Source organism: Escherichia sp. KCJ4928 (genome assembly GCF_004352695.1).
Lineage (GTDB): Bacteria > Pseudomonadota > Gammaproteobacteria > Enterobacterales > Enterobacteriaceae > ECMA0423.
In genome coordinates this window covers 1-17,255 of record NZ_SJWV01000086.1, presented here as the reverse complement: position 1 = coordinate 17,255, position 17,255 = coordinate 1, and the positions used below count along the sequence as shown (strand labels likewise).

Below are 17,255 nucleotides of genomic sequence, written 5' to 3'. Positions count from 1 at the left end.
TTGAATTGTTGTCTTCAACCGCCATGAGAAACTCACTCTGCCCACAGCGCCAGTGCTAACGTTTTATCATCATCGGTACGCTCGTTTACCGCTGGGCTGGACAAAAACTGCTTTAACAATTCAGGTAATAAATCGAGTTGTTCCTGCGTTGCTGACGCCAGTCCATTGAAAAACGGGGTAAAGAAAGGCACATGCGGAGAATTATCCAACATATTTAACGCCAGTCGCTGGATACCATCCGTAAATGCTGCAACTTTATGCACACGCTCAGTGCTGGTGAAAGTTTCCAGTCTGGAAACGGCATCTTCATCGGTAATGAAGTGCGTCATATTGGCATATTCACCCACCATCGGCGTAAGCGGCAATTGCAGACCGTGACCAAAATCCACCACCACGCCGCCATCGCCAATCTGCATAATCAAGGTGCCATTAGCCGATGAAATCAATCCCAGAAACGTGCAGGCAAAATCGCGAACTGCTAATTCTTTGGCCTCTGCCTCGGCAAAAAGTCGCTGACGAATAGTCAGCACAATATCCGTGGCGAGGATATCATTAAGCCCCAATTCCCCACCCTGCACTTTTTGCGACATATAAGCCATCGCTTCATTGACGGCGAGCATCGCGCCTTCGCCACCCTGCGAGACGCTGCCTGCACCATCAGCAAGAAACATCACCAGTAATGGTTGCTGATCGTTTAACCAGGCAACCTGCATCTGGCAGGCATCCTGACAAGGTAAATCAGCGCTAATGTGCGACGTTCCAACAGCGGATGCATAAACCAGACGCCAGCTCACACTGACGTCCAGCCTTTTGGCGCTTCCAGCACAACTTCCGTTCCCGGCGTGGAGCGGGAAACCGAACGCAGCGAACTGGATAACCAGCTAAACAGTTCACGGAATTGTAATCCTTGCAGAGGCAAAGGCTGACGAACGCTGATTTGTGCCAGAGTCTTCATATCCGCCCCCTGAACACCGATGGAAAAGAAAGCAAACCTTTTATCTTCTTCCCCCCGAAACACTTTGTTGGCTGCAGCCTGCCACTCATCGGTTGGTGCACCATCGGTAATCAGGAAAATCCACGGGCGATAATACGAAATACCATTTGCACGATACTCACGTTTCCGCTCCTCTACCATATCCAGGGCTTTGGTAATGGCCGCACCCATTGGTGTATCGCCCTGGGCAAACAGGATGGGCGGAAAAAAATTAGCGGCGCTGGTAAAGGGTTGTTCCACATGCACCGGGCCGAACGTCACAATGCCGAGTTCCACTCTTTTTAAAGCCAGCGGATCGGCAAGCAGTTCATCACGAAAGGTCACCAATCCGGCGTTAAGTTCATTAATAGGTCTGCCGCTCATCGAGCCAGAAACATCCAGCAGCAAAATGCAGGGGCAACGTGGTTCCGGGTTACTGGCAAAATCGCTGGTGGCAAACGTGATTTGTTCGCTCATAAGAAATCCTTTCTTAGAGAATTATCGAGGTCCGGTATCATACCGACTGCAATAATGAAATAAGAGCAAACGAAGAAACTTTCAGAATTAGGCCCGGCGGCGCAGAAAATTTTGCTATTCGCCTCGCAAGAACGGAGAGCCGTCGATTGACACTAAGGGCGGAGTGACATAATTTCAGGAGTGAGGGTTAGGGAGAGGTTTCCCCCTCCCCCTGGTGTTCTTAGTAAGCCTGGAAGCTAATCACTAAGAGTATCACCAGTATGATGACGTGCTTCATCATAACCCTTTCCTTATTAAAAGCCCTCTTCTCCGGGAGAGGCTTTCCCGTTTCAGCGTCCCGCTGAAATCATCGGCTTACCTCCTTTCGCCCTGAATGCAGTCTATCGCTAACGCGTGAATAAAATAGTTTCCTCTGTGATTATTGCGTAACGACTCGCAAAGAATATTTGCTGGCAGGATCGCAGACTACAAAGCCTGCGGATTGACAATCTTATCGTGAAGGCATACTTTCAGGAGTGAGGGTAGAGCGGGGTTTCCCCCGCCCTGGTAGTCTTAGTAAGCGGGGAAGCTTATGACTAAGAGCACCACGATGATGAGTAGCTTCATCATGACCCTTTCCTTATTTAAGGCCCCTTCCTCGGGAGGGGCTTTCCCGTTTCAGCGTCCCGCTGAAATCGTCGGCTTACCTCCTTTCGCCATGCACTTAGTCTATCGCTGACTTGCAGATAAAATAGTTTCCAGTGTGATTATTGCGTAACGTCTCGCAAAGAATTTTTGCTGGCAGGATCGCAGACGGCAAAGCCTGCGGATTGACAATCTTATCGTGAAGGCATACTTTCAGGAGTGAGGGTAGAGCGGGGTTTCCCCCGCCCTGGTAGTCTTAGTATGCTGGGTAGCTAATCACTAAGAGCACCACGATGATGAGTAGCTTCATCATGACCCTTTCCTTATTTAAGGCCCCTTCCTCGGGAGGGGCTTTCCCGTTTCAGCATCCGGCTGAAATCTGCGGCTTACCTCCTTTCGCCCTGTATGTAGTCTATCGCTAACGCGTAGATAAAATAGTTTCCTGTGTTATTACTGGATGCGTGCTCGCAAATGTGCCCGCCATTCAGACGATTCCCGATAGTGTTTCATAATTCCTCCATTTTTCTCCCTTATTGGCTGGCTACACTAGTATCATTCCGCGAAACGTTTCAGGAAGAGAAACTCTTAACGATGAAAGGCAGTTATAAATCCCGTTGGGTAATCGTAATCGTGGTGGTTATCGCCGCCATCGCCGCATTCTGGTTCTGGCAAGGCCGCAATGACTCCCAGAGTGCAGCCCCAGGGGCGACGAAACAAGCGCAGCAATCGCCAGCGGGTGGTCGCCGTGGTATGCGTTCCGGCCCATTAGCCCCGGTTCAGGCGGCGACCGCCGTAGAACAGGCAGTTCCGCGTTACCTCACCGGGCTTGGCACCATTACCGCCGCTAATACTGTTACGGTGCGCAGCCGCGTGGACGGTCAACTGATGGCGTTACATTTCCAGGAAGGCCAGCAGGTCAAAGCAGGCGATTTACTGGCAGAAATTGACCCCAGCCAGTTCAAAGTTGCATTAGCACAAGCCCAGGGCCAACTGGCAAAAGATAAAGCCACGCTTGCTAACGCCCGCCGTGATCTGGCGCGTTATCAGCAACTGGCAAAAACCAATCTCGTCTCCCGTCAGGAGCTGGATGCCCAACAGGCGCTGGTCAGTGAAACCGAAGGCACCATTAAGGCTGATGAAGCAAGCGTCGCCAGCGCGCAGCTGCAACTCGACTGGAGCCGCATCACCGCACCAGTCGATGGTCGCGTTGGTCTCAAGCAGGTTGATGTTGGTAACCAAATCTCCAGTGGTGATACCACCGGAATTGTGGTGATCACCCAGACGCATCCTATCGATTTAGTCTTTACCCTGCCGGAAAGCGATATCGCTACTGTAGTGCAGGCGCAAAAAGCCGGAAAACCGCTGGTGGTAGAAGCCTGGGATCGCACCAATTCGAAGAAATTAAGTGAAGGCACGCTGTTAAGCCTCGATAACCAAATCGATGCCACAACCGGTACGATTAAAGTGAAAGCACGCTTTAATAATCAGGATGATGCGCTGTTTCCCAATCAGTTTGTTAACGCGCGCATGTTAGTCGACACCGAACAAAACGCCGTAGTGATCCCAACAGCCGCCCTGCAAATGGGCAATGAAGGCCATTTTGTCTGGGTGCTGAATAGCGAAAACAAGGTCAGCAAACATCTGGTGACGCCGGGCATTCAGGACAGTCAGAAAGTGGTGATCCGTGCAGGTATTTCTGCGGGCGATCGCGTGGTGACAGACGGCATTGATCGCCTGACCGAAGGGGCGAAAGTGGAAGTGGTGGAAGCCCAGAGCGCCACCACTCCGGAAGAGAAAGCCACCAGCCGCGAATACGCGAAAAAAGGAGCACGCTCCTGATGCAGGTGTTACCCCCGAGCAGCACAGGCGGCCCGTCGCGCCTTTTTATTATGCGTCCTGTCGCCACCACGCTGCTGATGGTGGCGATCTTACTCGCCGGGATTATCGGTTATCGCGCCCTGCCCGTTTCGGCGCTGCCGGAAGTGGACTATCCGACCATTCAGGTGGTCACGCTCTACCCAGGTGCCAGCCCGGATGTCATGACCTCTGCCGTTACCGCGCCGCTAGAACGCCAGTTCGGGCAGATGTCTGGCCTGAAACAGATGTCGTCGCAAAGTTCCGGCGGTGCGTCAGTTATCACTTTGCAGTTCCAGCTAACATTACCGCTCGATGTCGCCGAGCAGGAAGTGCAGGCCGCGATTAACGCTGCGACCAACTTGTTGCCGAGCGATCTGCCTAACCCGCCGGTTTACAGCAAAGTGAACCCGGCAGATCCGCCGATCATGACGCTCGCCGTCACCTCAACCGCCATGCCGATGACGCAAGTGGAAGATATGGTGGAAACCCGCGTCGCGCAGAAAATCTCGCAGATTTCCGGTGTCGGACTGGTGACGCTTTCCGGCGGTCAGCGTCCGGCTGTTCGCGTCAAACTTAACGCTCAGGCGATTGCCGCCCTCGGCCTGACCAGCGAAACCGTGCGCACCGCCATTACCGGCGCTAACGTTAACTCGGCAAAAGGTAGCCTCGACGGCCCTTCCCGTGCGGTTACGCTTTCCGCTAACGACCAGATGCAATCCGCCGAAGAGTATCGCCAGCTAATCATCGCCTACCAGAACGGCGCGCCAATTCGTCTGGGCGATGTCGCAACTGTAGAGCAAGGTGCAGAAAACAGCTGGCTCGGCGCGTGGGCGAACAAAGAACAGGCCATTGTGATGAATGTTCAGCGCCAGCCCGGTGCTAACATTATCTCCACCGCCGACAGCATTCGGCAGATGCTGCCACAGCTCACTGAGAGTCTGCCGAAATCGGTGAAGGTGACAGTGCTTTCCGATCGCACCACCAATATCCGCGCATCCGTCGATGATACTCAGTTTGAATTGATGATGGCTATCGCGCTGGTAGTCATGATTATCTACCTGTTTTTGCGCAATATTCCGGCGACCATCATTCCCGGTGTTGCTGTACCGCTGTCGTTAATCGGCACTTTCGCGGTTATGGTGTTTCTCGATTTTTCAATCAATAACCTGACACTGATGGCGTTAACTATCGCCACCGGATTCGTGGTCGATGACGCCATCGTAGTGATCGAAAACATTTCCCGCTATATCGAAAAAGGCGAAAAACCGTTGGCGGCGGCGCTCAAAGGCGCGGGTGAAATCGGCTTTACCATTATCTCGCTGACCTTCTCGCTGATTGCGGTGTTGATTCCACTGCTGTTTATGGGCGATATCGTCGGGCGACTGTTCCGCGAATTTGCTATTACCCTGGCGGTAGCGATTTTGATCTCAGCGGTGGTGTCGCTGACCCTGACACCGATGATGTGCGCGCGGATGCTCAGCCAGGAGTCGCTGCGTAAACAGAACCGATTCTCCCGTGCCTCGGAAAAAATGTTCGACAGGATAATCGCCGCCTATGGTCGTGGACTGGCGAAGGTGCTGAATCATCCGTGGCTGACCTTAAGCGTGGCGCTCAGCACGCTGCTGCTTAGCGTTCTCTTATGGGTGTTCATTCCGAAAGGTTTCTTCCCGGTACAGGACAACGGCATTATTCAGGGCACTTTGCAGGCACCGCAATCCAGCTCCTTTGCCAATATGGCCCAGCGACAACGCCAGGTCGCGGACGTGATTTTGCAGGATCCGGCAGTGCAAAGCCTGACCTCATTTGTTGGCGTTGATGGCACTAACCCGTCGCTGAATAGTGCACGTTTACAAATCAACCTCAAACCGCTGGATGAACGTGATGACCGAGTGCAAAAAGTCATTGCCCGTCTGCAAACGGCGGTGGATAAAGTGCCGGGCGTCGATCTCTTCCTGCAACCAACGCAGGATCTGACTATTGATACTCAGGTCAGCCGCACCCAGTACCAGTTTACCTTGCAGGCCACCTCACTGGATGCGCTCAGTACCTGGGTGCCACAGTTGATGGAAAAACTCCAGCAACTGCCACAGCTTTCTGATGTCTCCAGCGACTGGCAGGACAAAGGGCTGGTGGCGTATGTCAATGTTGATCGCGACAGCGCCAGCCGTCTGGGGATCAGCATGGCGGATGTCGATAACGCCCTGTACAACGCGTTTGGTCAGCGACTGATTTCCACTATTTATACTCAGGCTAACCAGTATCGCGTAGTGCTGGAGCACAACACCGAAATTACCCCGGGCCTCGCGGCGCTGGATACCATTCGCCTGACCAGTAGCGACGGCGGCGTGGTGCCGTTAAGCTCAATTGCCAAAGTTGAACAGCGTTTTGCGCCGCTTTCCATCAACCATCTGGATCAGTTCCCGGTAACGACCATCTCCTTTAACGTGCCGGATAACTATTCGCTGGGCGATGCGGTGCAGGCGATTATGGACACCGAAAAGACGCTGAATCTGCCGGTGAATATCACCACGCAATTTCAGGGCAGCACCCTCGCCTTCCAGTCGGCGCTGGGCAGCACTGTCTGGCTGATTGTCGCGGCGGTGGTGGCGATGTATATCGTGCTCGGCATTCTGTACGAGAGCTTTATTCACCCGATCACCATTCTCTCGACGCTACCCACCGCAGGGGTCGGCGCGCTGCTGGCATTAATGATTGCCGGTAGCGAACTGGATGTGATTGCGATTATCGGCATTATTTTGCTGATCGGTATTGTGAAGAAGAACGCCATCATGATGATCGACTTCGCGCTGGCTGCTGAGCGCGAGCAAGGCATGTCGCCGCGCGATGCAATCTACCAGGCTTGTCTGTTGCGTTTTCGTCCGATCCTGATGACCACCCTGGCGGCTCTGCTTGGCGCGCTGCCGCTGATGTTGAGTACCGGGGTCGGCGCGGAACTGCGTCGTCCGTTAGGTATCGGCATGGTCGGCGGTCTGATTGTCAGCCAGGTGCTGACGCTGTTCACCACGCCGGTGATTTATCTGCTGTTCGACCGCCTGGCATTGTGGACCAAAAGTCGCTTTGCTCGCCATGAAGAGGAGGCGTAAGTGAAGTTTTTTGCCCTCTTCATTTACCGCCCGGTGGCGACGATTTTACTGTCGGTCGCCATTACCCTGTGCGGCATACTGGGCTTCCGTATGCTGCCGGTCGCCCCGCTGCCGCAGGTCGATTTTCCGGTGATTATGGTCAGCGCCTCGCTGCCCGGTGCGTCACCAGAAACAATGGCGTCTTCCGTTGCCACGCCGCTGGAGCGCTCACTTGGGCGCATTGCCGGAGTCAGTGAAATGACCTCCAGCAGTTCGCTCGGCAGCACGCGTATTATTTTGCAGTTTGATTTTGACCGGGATATCAACGGCGCGGCGCGCGATGTGCAGGCGGCGATCAACGCTGCACAAAGTTTGCTGCCCAGCGGGATGCCCAGCCGTCCGACCTATCGCAAAGCTAACCCGTCGGATGCGCCAATTATGATCCTCACGCTGACATCCGATACTTATTCGCAGGGTGAACTGTACGATTTTGCCTCGACGCAGCTGGCTCCGACGATTTCGCAAATCGACGGTGTCGGTGATGTCGATGTTGGCGGCAGCTCGCTGCCCGCCGTACGCGTCGGGCTGAATCCGCAGGCGCTGTTTAATCAGGGCGTCTCGCTGGACGACGTACGCACCGCCATCAGCAATGCCAACGTGCGTAAACCGCAGGGGGCGCTGGAAGATGGCACTCACCGCTGGCAGATCCAGACCAATGATGAGCTAAAAACCGCCGCCGAATATCAGCCGTTGATTATTCATTACAACAACGGCGGCGCGGTTCGTCTGGGCGATGTGGCGACGGTGACCGACTCGGTGCAGGATGTGCGCAACGCCGGGATGACCAACGCCAAACCGGCTATTTTGCTGATGATCCGCAAGCTGCCGGAAGCCAATATTATCCAGACGGTAGACAGCATCCGGGCAAAATTACCGGAGTTGCAGGAAACCATTCCGGCGGCGATTGATCTGCAAATTGCTCAGGATCGCTCCCCCACCATTCGCGCCTCGCTGGAAGAAGTCGAGCAAACGCTGATTATCTCGGTGGCGCTGGTGATTCTGGTGGTGTTTTTATTCCTGCGCTCGGGTCGCGCCACTATTATTCCCGCCGTTGCGGTGCCGGTTTCGCTGATTGGTACGTTTGCGGCGATGTACCTGTGCGGATTCAGTCTCAATAACCTTTCGTTAATGGCGCTCACCATCGCTACTGGTTTCGTGGTGGATGACGCCATCGTGGTGCTGGAAAACATTGCCCGTCATCTGGAAGCGGGGATGAAACCGCTACAGGCCGCGCTACAAGGTACTCGCGAAGTCGGCTTTACGGTGCTGTCGATGAGTCTGTCACTGGTGGCGGTGTTCCTGCCGCTGCTGTTGATGGGCGGATTGCCGGGCCGACTGTTACGCGAATTTGCCGTGACGCTTTCTGTCGCCATTGTTATATCGTTGCTGGTTTCTCTGACATTAACGCCAATGATGTGTGGCTGGATGCTGAAAGCCAGCAAGCCGCGTGAGCAAAAGCGACTGCGTGGTTTTGGCCGCATGTTGGTAGCCCTGCAACAAGGCTACGGCAAGTCGCTGAAATGGGTGCTCAATCATACCCGTCTGGTGGGTGTGGTGCTGCTTGGCACCATTGCGCTGAATATCTGGCTGTATATCTCGATCCCGAAAACCTTCTTCCCGGAGCAGGACACCGGCGTGCTGATGGGCGGGATACAGGCGGATCAGAGCATTTCGTTTCAGGCGATGCGCGGCAAATTGCAGGATTTCATGAAAATTATCCGTGACGATCCGGCAGTGGATAATGTCACCGGCTTTACCGGCGGTTCACGAGTTAACAGTGGGATGATGTTTATCACCCTCAAGCCACGCGACGAACGCAGCGAAACGGCGCAGCAAATTATCGACCGTCTGCGCGTAAAACTGGCGAAAGAACCGGGGGCGAATCTGTTCCTGATGGCGGTACAGGATATTCGCGTTGGTGGGCGTCAGTCGAACGCCAGCTACCAGTACACGTTGTTATCCGACGACCTGGCGGCACTGCGCGAATGGGAGCCGAAAATCCGCAAAAAACTGGCGACGTTGCCGGAACTGGCGGACGTGAACTCCGATCAGCAGGATAACGGCGCGGAGATGAATCTGGTTTACGACCGTGACACCATGGCACGGCTGGGAATCGACGTACAAGCCGCCAACAGTCTGTTAAATAACGCCTTCGGTCAGCGGCAAATCTCGACCATTTACCAGCCGATGAACCAGTATAAAGTGGTGATGGAAGTGGATCCGCGCTATACCCAGGACATCAGTGCGCTGGAAAAAATGTTCGTTATCAATAACGAAGGCAAAGCGATCCCGCTGTCGTATTTCGCTAAATGGCAACCGGCGAATGCCCCACTATCGGTGAATCATCAGGGATTATCGGCGGCCTCGACCATTTCGTTCAACCTGCCGACCGGAAAATCGCTCTCGGACGCCAGTGCGGCGATCGATCGCGCAATGACCCAGCTTGGTGTGCCTTCGACGGTGCGCGGCAGTTTTGCCGGAACAGCGCAGGTGTTCCAGGAGACGATGAACTCACAGGTGATCCTGATTATCGCCGCCATCGCCACGGTGTATATCGTGCTGGGTATCCTTTACGAGAGTTATGTGCACCCGCTGACGATTCTCTCCACCCTGCCCTCGGCGGGTGTTGGAGCGCTGCTGGCGCTGGAGCTGTTCAATGCCCCGTTCAGCCTAATCGCCCTGATAGGGATCATGCTATTAATCGGCATCGTGAAGAAAAACGCCATTATGATGGTCGATTTTGCGCTTGAAGCCCAACGGCACGGTAACCTGACGCCGCAGGAAGCTATTTTCCAGGCCTGTCTGCTGCGTTTTCGCCCGATTATGATGACTACCCTGGCGGCGCTGTTTGGCGCGCTGCCGCTGGTGTTGTCGGGCGGCGACGGCTCGGAGCTGCGGCAACCCCTGGGGATCACCATTGTCGGCGGACTGGTAATGAGCCAGCTCCTTACGCTGTATACCACGCCGGTGGTGTATCTCTTTTTCGACCGTCTGCGGCTGCGTTTTTCGCGTAAACCCAAACAAACGGTAACCGAGTAAATGACAGATCTTCCCGACAGCACCCGCTGGCAATTGTGGATTGTGGCTTTCGGCTTCTTTATGCAGTCGCTGGACACCACCATCGTAAACACCGCCCTTCCCTCAATGGCGCAAAGCCTCGGGGAAAGTCCGTTGCATATGCACATGGTCATTGTCTCTTATGTGCTGACCGTGGCGGTGATGCTGCCCGCCAGCGGCTGGCTGGCGGACAAAGTCGGCGTGCGCAATATTTTCTTTACCGCCATCGTGCTGTTTACTCTCGGTTCACTGTTTTGCGCGCTTTCCGGCACGCTGAACGAACTGTTGCTGGCACGCGCGTTACAGGGCGTTGGCGGCGCGATGATGGTGCCGGTCGGCAGATTGACGGTGATGAAAATCGTACCGCGCGAGCAATATATGGCGGCGATGACCTTTGTCACGTTACCCGGTCAGGTCGGTCCGCTGCTCGGTCCGGCGCTCGGCGGTCTGCTGGTGGAGTACGCGTCGTGGCACTGGATCTTTTTGATCAACATTCCGGTGGGGATTATCGGTGCGATCGCCACATTGCTGTTAATGCCGAACTACACCATGCAGACGCGGCGCTTTGATCTCTCCGGATTTTTATTGCTGGCGGTTGGCATGGCGGTATTAACCCTGGCGCTGGACGGCAGTAAAGGTACAGGTTTATCGCCGCTGACGATTGCAGGCCTGGTCGCAGTTGGCGTGGTGGCACTGGTGCTTTATCTGCTGCACGCCAGAAATAACAACCGCGCTCTTTTCAGTCTGAAACTGTTCCGCACTCGTACCTTTTCGCTGGGCCTGGCGGGGAGCTTTGCCGGACGTATTGGCAGTGGCATGTTGCCCTTTATGACACCGGTTTTCCTGCAAATTGGCCTCGGTTTCTCACCGTTTCATGCCGGACTGATGATGATCCCGATGGTGCTTGGCAGCATGGGAATGAAGCGAATTGTGGTACAGGTGGTGAATCGCTTTGGTTATCGTCGGGTACTGGTAGCGACCACGCTGGGTCTGTCGCTGGTCACCCTGTTGTTTATGACTACCGCCCTGCTGGGCTGGTACTACGTTTTGCCGTTCGTCCTGTTTTTACAAGGGATGGTCAACTCGACGCGTTTCTCCTCCATGAACACCCTGACGCTGAAAGATCTCCCGGACAATCTGGCGAGCAGCGGCAACAGCCTGCTGTCGATGATTATGCAATTGTCGATGAGTATCGGCGTCACTATCGCCGGGCTGTTGCTGGGACTTTTTGGTTCACAGCATGTCAGCGTCGACAGCGGCACCACACAAACCGTCTTTATGTACACCTGGCTTAGCATGGCGTTGATCATCGCCCTTCCGGCGTTCATCTTTGCCAGAGTGCCGAACGATACGCATCAAAATGTAGCTATTTCGCGGCGAAAAAGGAGCGCGCAATGAAGTTCTGGCGACCCGGTATTACCGGCAAACTGTTTCTGGCGATTTTCGCCACCTGCATTGTCTTGCTGATCAGTATGCACTGGGCGGTGCGTATCAGTTTTGAGCGTGGCTTTATTGATTACATCAAGCATGGTAATGAACAGCGATTACAACTGTTAAGTGATGCGCTTGGCGAGCAGTATGCGCAGCATGGCAACTGGCGCTTCCTGCGCAACAATGATCGCTTTGTCTTTCAGATCCTGCGTTCATTTGAACACGATAATTCGGAAGATAAACCCGGCCCGGGTATGCCACCGCACGGCTGGCGTACCCAGTTCTGGGTGGTTGATCAAAACAACAAAGTGCTGGTTGGTCCGCGAGCGCCGATTCCACCTGACGGTACACGGCGACCCATTCTGGTCAACGGTGCGGAAGTTGGCGCGGTGATCGCCTCCCCCGTTGAGCGGTTAACGCGCAATACTGATATCAATTTCGATAAACAACAGCGGCAAACCAGCTGGTTGATTGTCGCTCTGGCAACGTTACTCGCGGCGCTCGCCACCTTTCTGCTGGCGCGCGGTTTACTGGCACCGGTAAAACGACTTGTCGATGGCACGCACAAACTGGCGGCGGGCGATTTCACTACCCGCGTAACGCCCACCAGTGAAGATGAACTGGGCAAACTGGCGCAAGACTTCAACCAGCTTGCCAGCACACTGGAGAAAAACCAGCAAATGCGGCGCGATTTTATGGCCGATATTTCTCACGAACTGCGTACGCCATTAGCGGTGCTGCGCGGTGAACTGGAAGCCATTCAGGATGGCGTGCGTAAATTCACGCCGGAGACGGTGGCGTCTTTACAGGCGGAGGTCGGTACACTGACCAAACTGGTTGACGATCTCCATCAGTTGTCGATGTCTGATGAAGGCGCTCTCGCCTATCAAAAAGCACCGGTAGATTTGATCCCACTGCTGGAAGTGGCGGGCGGCGCATTTCGCGAACGATTCGCCAGTCGTGGCCTGAAACTGCAATTTTCCCTGCCAGACAGTATTACCGTATTTGGCGATCGCGACCGTTTAATGCAGTTATTCAATAACTTACTGGAAAACAGCCTGCGCTACACTGACAGCGGCGGCAGCCTGCAAATCTCTGCCGGGCAGCGCGACAAAACGGTGCGCCTGACCTTTGCCGACAGTGCGCCAAGTGTCAGTGACGATCAGCTACAAAAATTGTTTGAACGTTTTTATCGCACCGAAGGTTCCCGCAACCGTGCCAGCGGCGGTTCCGGGCTGGGGCTGGCGATTTGCCTGAACATTGTTGAAGCACATAATGGTCGCATTATTGCTGCCCATTCGCCTTTTGGCGGGGTAAGCATTACAGTAGAGTTACCGCTGGAACGGGATTTACAGAGAGAAGTATGACCGAGTTACCAATCGACGAAAACACACCGCGTATTTTGATCGTGGAAGATGAACCGAAGCTGGGGCAGTTGCTCATTGATTATCTGCGTGCTGCGAGCTATGCGCCGACGCTTATCAGCCACGGCGATCAGGTACTGCCGTATGTGCGCCAGACACCACCGGATCTGATCCTGTTAGATCTGATGCTCCCTGGCACCGATGGCCTGACGCTGTGCCGGGAAATTCGTCGTTTTTCTGACATTCCGATCGTGATGGTGACGGCAAAAATCGAAGAGATCGATCGCCTGCTGGGGCTGGAGATTGGCGCAGATGATTATATCTGTAAGCCGTACAGCCCACGGGAAGTGGTAGCGCGCGTCAAAACCATTTTGCGCCGTTGCAAACCGCAGCGCGAGTTGCAGCAACAGGATGCTGAAAGCCCGTTGATTATCGACGAAGGTCGTTTTCAGGCTTCATGGCGCGGTAAAATGCTTGACCTGACACCTGCGGAATTTCGTCTGTTGAAAACGCTCTCTCATGAACCAGGAAAAGTGTTCTCCCGCGAGCAATTGCTCAATCATCTTTATGACGACTACCGCGTAGTAACCGACCGCACCATTGACAGCCACATTAAAAACCTGCGCCGCAAGCTGGAATCTCTCGACGCCGAACAGTCATTTATCCGCGCCGTTTACGGCGTTGGTTACCGCTGGGAAGCCGACGCCTGCCGCATCGTTTAGTTTTAGCGACATGACTTTGTTAGCCGGAGATGGCGTTCAGACCAGATCCGGCAACATTATCCCACGCATGGTCAGCAAACTGACATTATCTCTCCGCCCTGGCAGGCATCAGAAAATCGCTCATACTTTAATCGGTAAACAGCACCTTTAGATGCTGTTTTCGATACGCAATTTCAATCAAGGAGTCATTATGGCTGGTTGGTTTGAACTCAGTAAGAGCAGTGATAATCAGTTCCGGTTTGTGCTAAAAGCGGGCAATGGTGAGACTATCCTCACCAGCGAGCTGTATACCTCAAAAGCCTCTGCGGAAAAGGGCATCGCATCGGTGCGTAGCAACAGCCCGCAAGAAGAACGCTATGAGAAAAAAACGGCAAGTAACGGCAAATTCTATTTCAATCTGAAAGCCGCTAATCATCAAATTATCGGCTCCAGCCAGATGTACGCCACCGCGCAATCTCGTGAAACCGGAATTGCCTCCGTTAAAGCCAATGGCACAAGCCAGACGGTGAAAGACAATACGTAATTACGATGCCGGGCGTGGGTTGTTGGCGTCCGGCTTTATATCCAAATAACGCTTAGTTATTAATAATTAAGAGTAACCGCCGCCATTAAAATAGTGGGCACTGACGAGCACTCGTTGTGCTTTCTTTGTTTACCATCCCATACTTATCCTCCTGAACATGTTCATGTGCCAAAATATCTTCTAATACTTTCGTGACGCTATCCGGTTTATGACATACACTGATGTAAGATTTTTACTTACAGGCGGGCGTAAAATGGCCAGAACGATGACGGTTGATCTCGGCGATGAGTTGCGTGAATTTATCGAGTCCTTAATTGAATCCGGCGACTATCGCACCCAAAGCGAAGTGATCCGTGAGTCACTGCGATTACTTCGAGAAAAGCAAGCAGAGTCTCGCCTGCAAGCGTTACGTGACATGCTCGCAGAAGGGTTGAGTAGTGGTGAAGCTCAGCCGTGGGAAAAGGACGCGTTCTTACGGAAGGTGAAAGCAGGGATAAGGAAATAATGTGCGTATTATTAAACTCATGCCAAAAGCCAATGAGGATTTAGAAGGCATCTGGTATTACAGCTATCACCATTTCGGCGAACCACAAGCCGACAGATATGTGGAACATCTTTCAGACGTTCTCCAGATTCTGAGTAACAATAATATAGGTACGCCCAGACCTGAATTAGGCGAAGGTATTTTTGTTCTTCCTTTTGAACGCCACGTCATTTATTTCCTGCAATCACCAGGGGAAATTATCGTCATTCGTATCCTTAACCAAAACCAGGACGCCACCAGACATTTACACTGGAGCTAAACCCGCCGATTGCGCTACAATGCCCGCCCTTAAAGTGGGGGCACTCCCCTAACCGCTTCATCAGGTGAAGCGGATCTGACCTGTCATCAGAACGAGAGAATTATGTTTAAACCGGAACTCCTTTCCCCGGCGGGAACGCTGAAAAATATGCGTTACGCTTTCGCTTATGGCGCAGATGCTGTTTATGCGGGCCAGCCGCGTTATTCCCTGCGTGTGCGCAACAACGAATTCAACCACGAAAATCTTCAGCTCGGCATCAATGAAGCCCACGCGCTGGGGAAAAAGTTTTATGTCGTGGTCAACATTGCACCGCACAACGCCAAGCTGAAAACCTTTATCCGTGACCTGAAACCGGTGGTGGAAATGGGGCCGGATGCGCTGATTATGTCCGATCCAGGGCTGATTATGCTGGTGCGTGAGCACTTCCCTGAAATGCCGATCCACCTTTCGGTGCAGGCTAACGCCGTGAACTGGGCGACGGTGAAATTCTGGCAGCAAATGGGCCTGACCCGCGTGATCCTCTCTCGCGAGCTGTCGCTGGAAGAGATTGAAGAGATCCGCAATCAGGTGCCGGATATGGAGATCGAGATCTTCGTTCACGGCGCGCTGTGCATGGCCTACTCCGGTCGCTGCCTGCTCTCTGGCTATATCAACAAGCGCGACCCGAACCAGGGCACCTGCACCAACGCCTGCCGCTGGGAGTACAACGTCCAGGAAGGGAAAGAAGATGATGTTGGCAACATCGTACACAAGTACGAGCCGATTCCGGTGCAAAATGTTGAGCCGACGCTGGGTATCGGCGCACCAACCGACAAAGTGTTTATGATCGAAGAGGCCCAGCGTCCGGGCGAGTATATGACCGCGTTTGAAGATGAGCACGGCACTTACATCATGAACTCGAAAGATCTGCGCGCCATCGCCCATGTAGAACGCCTGACCAAAATGGGCGTGCATTCGCTGAAAATCGAAGGTCGTACCAAATCTTTCTACTATTGTGCACGCACCGCACAGGTTTACCGCAAAGCTATCGATGACGCCGCTGCGGGAAAACCGTTCGATACCAGCCTGCTGGAAACTCTGGAAGGTCTGGCGCATCGTGGCTATACCGAAGGTTTCCTGCGTCGTCATACTCACGACGATTATCAGAACTACGAATACGGTTATTCAGTTTCTGACCGCCAGCAGTTTGTTGGTGAGTTTACCGGTGAGCGCAAGGGGGACCTCGCGGCGGTAGCGGTGAAAAATAAATTCTCCGTTGGCGACAGCCTTGAGCTGATGACGCCGCAAGGCAACATTAATTTTACCCTTGAGCACATGGAAAACGCCAAAGGCGAAGCTATGCCGATAGCACCAGGCGATGGTTATACTGTGTGGCTCCCGGTCCCGCAGGATCTTGAGCTCAATTACGCGCTGCTGATGCGTAATTTCTCCGGGGAAACCACGCGTAATCCCCACGGTAAGTGATTAATTTCGATTATTTTTCCCGGATGGAAAATTCTTAGAAACCGATCACATACAGCTGCATTTATTAAGGTTATCATCCGTTTCGCTGAAAAACATAACCCATAAAATGCTAGCTGTACCAGGAACCACCTCCTTAGCCTGTGTAATCTCCCTTACACGGGCCTATTTTTTATGCATAAGCCCTATCCCTGGTCACCGTCTTCCATTGACCACATCGATAGAATCTCCCTTCATAGCACGATGCCTTTCACGTAACGGCATCGTGCTCGCACAGGTTCCGGCTAAGCACAACCAGAACGCGCATGTTTGACGCTTACCAAAAAATATTCTCACTCTCCACATTTGAATGTCAGACGAGCGACGCCATGTAATCCTGCACCTTCTGTCTTCAGGTCAACTATCTGCATTTTTTTGCCCTGAGTAACACAGAAATGGGCTGCATCATTTTTTACTATATTTTCTGCACCTGATATTCTGCCCCTGGCTAAAGAAGCTTCGGCTTCGGTGTAGTATTGGTTATCGAGTTTACGCTGAATATTACTTTTATATGCAAGACCAAATTTACCGATACTTGTCTCATCATTATGCACAGCACAACCAGACACAATAAAAATACTAATTAATGATATAGCAGCTATCTTTTTCATCTCACCTTCCCCCATTAAATACCAACGACACTCTCTAGTGTTTAAATATAATAATGGCATGATTATTATAATTGAATAGGATTATAATAAATGTTCTGTACAACATTTCCTACATAAGTAGGAATTACGGACATTGAGGCCCTTCAGGGTCTGTCCTTTATACACATCTG

Annotated in this window: 16 protein-coding genes; 10 read left to right on the top strand and 6 right to left on the bottom strand. The window is 53.1% G+C overall.

Going from position 1 to position 17,255, the window contains the following annotated elements; all coding sequences use genetic code 11:
- Positions 1-32 precede the first annotated feature (32 nt).
- The 5 genes from pphC to E0D98_RS13760 all read right to left on the bottom strand — a co-directional run bounded on the left by pphC (position 33) and on the right by E0D98_RS13760 (position 2,387).
- Positions 33-794, bottom strand: coding sequence for a protein-serine/threonine phosphatase PphC (pphC, locus tag E0D98_RS13780; RefSeq protein WP_000119066.1), 762 nt, complete (start codon positions 792-794; stop codon positions 33-35).
- The gene (locus tag E0D98_RS13775) at positions 791-1,450 is read right to left on the bottom strand and encodes a VWA domain-containing protein (protein ID WP_000003178.1); all 660 of its coding nucleotides are present in this window, start codon (positions 1,448-1,450) and stop codon (positions 791-793) included. The genes pphC and E0D98_RS13775 overlap by 4 nt, the downstream gene beginning before the upstream one ends.
- Positions 1,451-1,670: 220 nt before the next feature.
- A complete protein-coding gene (ibsA, locus tag E0D98_RS13770; protein WP_010723109.1) occupies positions 1,671-1,730 on the bottom strand; it encodes a type I toxin-antitoxin system toxin IbsA in 60 nt (19 codons plus the stop codon).
- Between the two features lie 272 nt (positions 1,731-2,002).
- A complete protein-coding gene (locus E0D98_RS13765; RefSeq protein ID WP_001386899.1) occupies positions 2,003-2,059 on the bottom strand; it encodes a type I toxin-antitoxin system Ibs family toxin in 57 nt (18 codons plus the stop codon).
- Positions 2,060-2,330: 271 nt separating this feature from the next.
- Complete coding sequence (locus tag E0D98_RS13760; RefSeq protein ID WP_001386901.1) at positions 2,331-2,387, bottom strand: type I toxin-antitoxin system Ibs family toxin; 57 nt, start codon at positions 2,385-2,387, stop codon at positions 2,331-2,333.
- 278 nt (positions 2,388-2,665) lie between these two features.
- Here E0D98_RS13760 and mdtA point away from each other — a divergent pair, with 278 nt between their 5' ends.
- From mdtA to yegQ, 10 genes are all read left to right on the top strand, one after another.
- Positions 2,666-3,913 carry a multidrug efflux RND transporter subunit MdtA gene (gene mdtA, locus E0D98_RS13755; protein ID WP_000678962.1) on the top strand — a complete coding sequence of 416 codons (1,248 nt, stop codon included), beginning with the start codon at positions 2,666-2,668 and terminating at the stop codon, positions 3,911-3,913.
- A complete protein-coding gene (gene mdtB, locus E0D98_RS13750; protein ID WP_050877231.1) occupies positions 3,913-7,035 on the top strand; it encodes a multidrug efflux RND transporter permease subunit MdtB in 3,123 nt (1,040 codons plus the stop codon). Before mdtA ends, mdtB begins: the two co-directional genes overlap by 1 nt.
- Complete coding sequence (gene mdtC / locus E0D98_RS13745) at positions 7,036-10,113, top strand: multidrug efflux RND transporter permease subunit MdtC (RefSeq protein WP_000667541.1); 3,078 nt, start codon at positions 7,036-7,038, stop codon at positions 10,111-10,113.
- Positions 10,114-11,529, top strand: a complete 1,416-nt coding sequence (locus tag E0D98_RS13740; protein WP_000130850.1) for an MFS transporter — start codon at positions 10,114-10,116, stop codon at positions 11,527-11,529. It abuts the gene before it with no gap.
- The gene (gene baeS / locus E0D98_RS13735; protein ID WP_097444142.1) at positions 11,526-12,929 is read left to right on the top strand and encodes a two-component system sensor histidine kinase BaeS; all 1,404 of its coding nucleotides are present in this window, start codon (positions 11,526-11,528) and stop codon (positions 12,927-12,929) included. The genes E0D98_RS13740 and baeS overlap by 4 nt, the downstream gene beginning before the upstream one ends.
- On the top strand, positions 12,926-13,648 hold the full coding sequence (baeR, locus tag E0D98_RS13730; RefSeq protein WP_000137877.1) for a two-component system response regulator BaeR: 723 nt from the start codon (positions 12,926-12,928) through the stop codon (positions 13,646-13,648). Before baeS ends, baeR begins: the two co-directional genes overlap by 4 nt.
- Positions 13,649-13,838: 190 nt before the next feature.
- Positions 13,839-14,171: a YegP family protein gene (locus E0D98_RS13725; protein WP_000929408.1), complete on the top strand. Its 333-nt coding sequence runs from the start codon at positions 13,839-13,841 to the stop codon at positions 14,169-14,171.
- Positions 14,172-14,379: 208 nt separating this feature from the next.
- Entirely contained in the window at positions 14,380-14,676 is a 297-nt protein-coding gene (locus E0D98_RS13720) for a type II toxin-antitoxin system ParD family antitoxin (protein WP_001307279.1), read from the top strand.
- A 1-nt stretch (position 14,677) separates the two neighbouring features.
- On the top strand, positions 14,678-14,974 hold the full coding sequence (locus tag E0D98_RS13715; RefSeq protein ID WP_001220181.1) for a type II toxin-antitoxin system RelE/ParE family toxin: 297 nt from the start codon (positions 14,678-14,680) through the stop codon (positions 14,972-14,974).
- Positions 14,975-15,076: 102 nt separating this feature from the next.
- Complete coding sequence (gene yegQ, locus E0D98_RS13710) at positions 15,077-16,438, top strand: tRNA 5-hydroxyuridine modification protein YegQ (RefSeq protein WP_000476011.1); 1,362 nt, start codon at positions 15,077-15,079, stop codon at positions 16,436-16,438.
- A gap of 329 nt (positions 16,439-16,767) precedes the next feature.
- Here the strand turns inward: yegQ and yegR are convergent, their stop codons facing one another.
- Positions 16,768-17,085, bottom strand: a complete 318-nt coding sequence (gene yegR / locus E0D98_RS13705; RefSeq protein ID WP_001352710.1) for a protein YegR — start codon at positions 17,083-17,085, stop codon at positions 16,768-16,770.
- Positions 17,086-17,255: the final 170 nt, after the last annotated feature.

Coding starts and splice junctions, on each gene's coding strand:
- E0D98_RS13775 (WP_000003178.1), bottom strand. CDS start 1,450: ATGAGCGAACAAATCACGTTTGCCACCAGCGATTTTGCCAGTAACCCG.
- mdtA (WP_000678962.1), top strand. CDS start 2,666: ATGAAAGGCAGTTATAAATCCCGTTGGGTAATCGTAATCGTGGTGGTT.
- mdtB (WP_050877231.1), top strand. CDS start 3,913: ATGCAGGTGTTACCCCCGAGCAGCACAGGCGGCCCGTCGCGCCTTTTT.
- E0D98_RS13740 (WP_000130850.1), top strand. CDS start 10,114: ATGACAGATCTTCCCGACAGCACCCGCTGGCAATTGTGGATTGTGGCT.
- baeS (WP_097444142.1), top strand. CDS start 11,526: ATGAAGTTCTGGCGACCCGGTATTACCGGCAAACTGTTTCTGGCGATT.
- baeR (WP_000137877.1), top strand. CDS start 12,926: ATGACCGAGTTACCAATCGACGAAAACACACCGCGTATTTTGATCGTG.
- E0D98_RS13725 (WP_000929408.1), top strand. CDS start 13,839: ATGGCTGGTTGGTTTGAACTCAGTAAGAGCAGTGATAATCAGTTCCGG.
- E0D98_RS13720 (WP_001307279.1), top strand. CDS start 14,380: ATGACATACACTGATGTAAGATTTTTACTTACAGGCGGGCGTAAAATG.
- yegQ (WP_000476011.1), top strand. CDS start 15,077: ATGTTTAAACCGGAACTCCTTTCCCCGGCGGGAACGCTGAAAAATATG.
- yegR (WP_001352710.1), bottom strand. CDS start 17,085: ATGAAAAAGATAGCTGCTATATCATTAATTAGTATTTTTATTGTGTCT.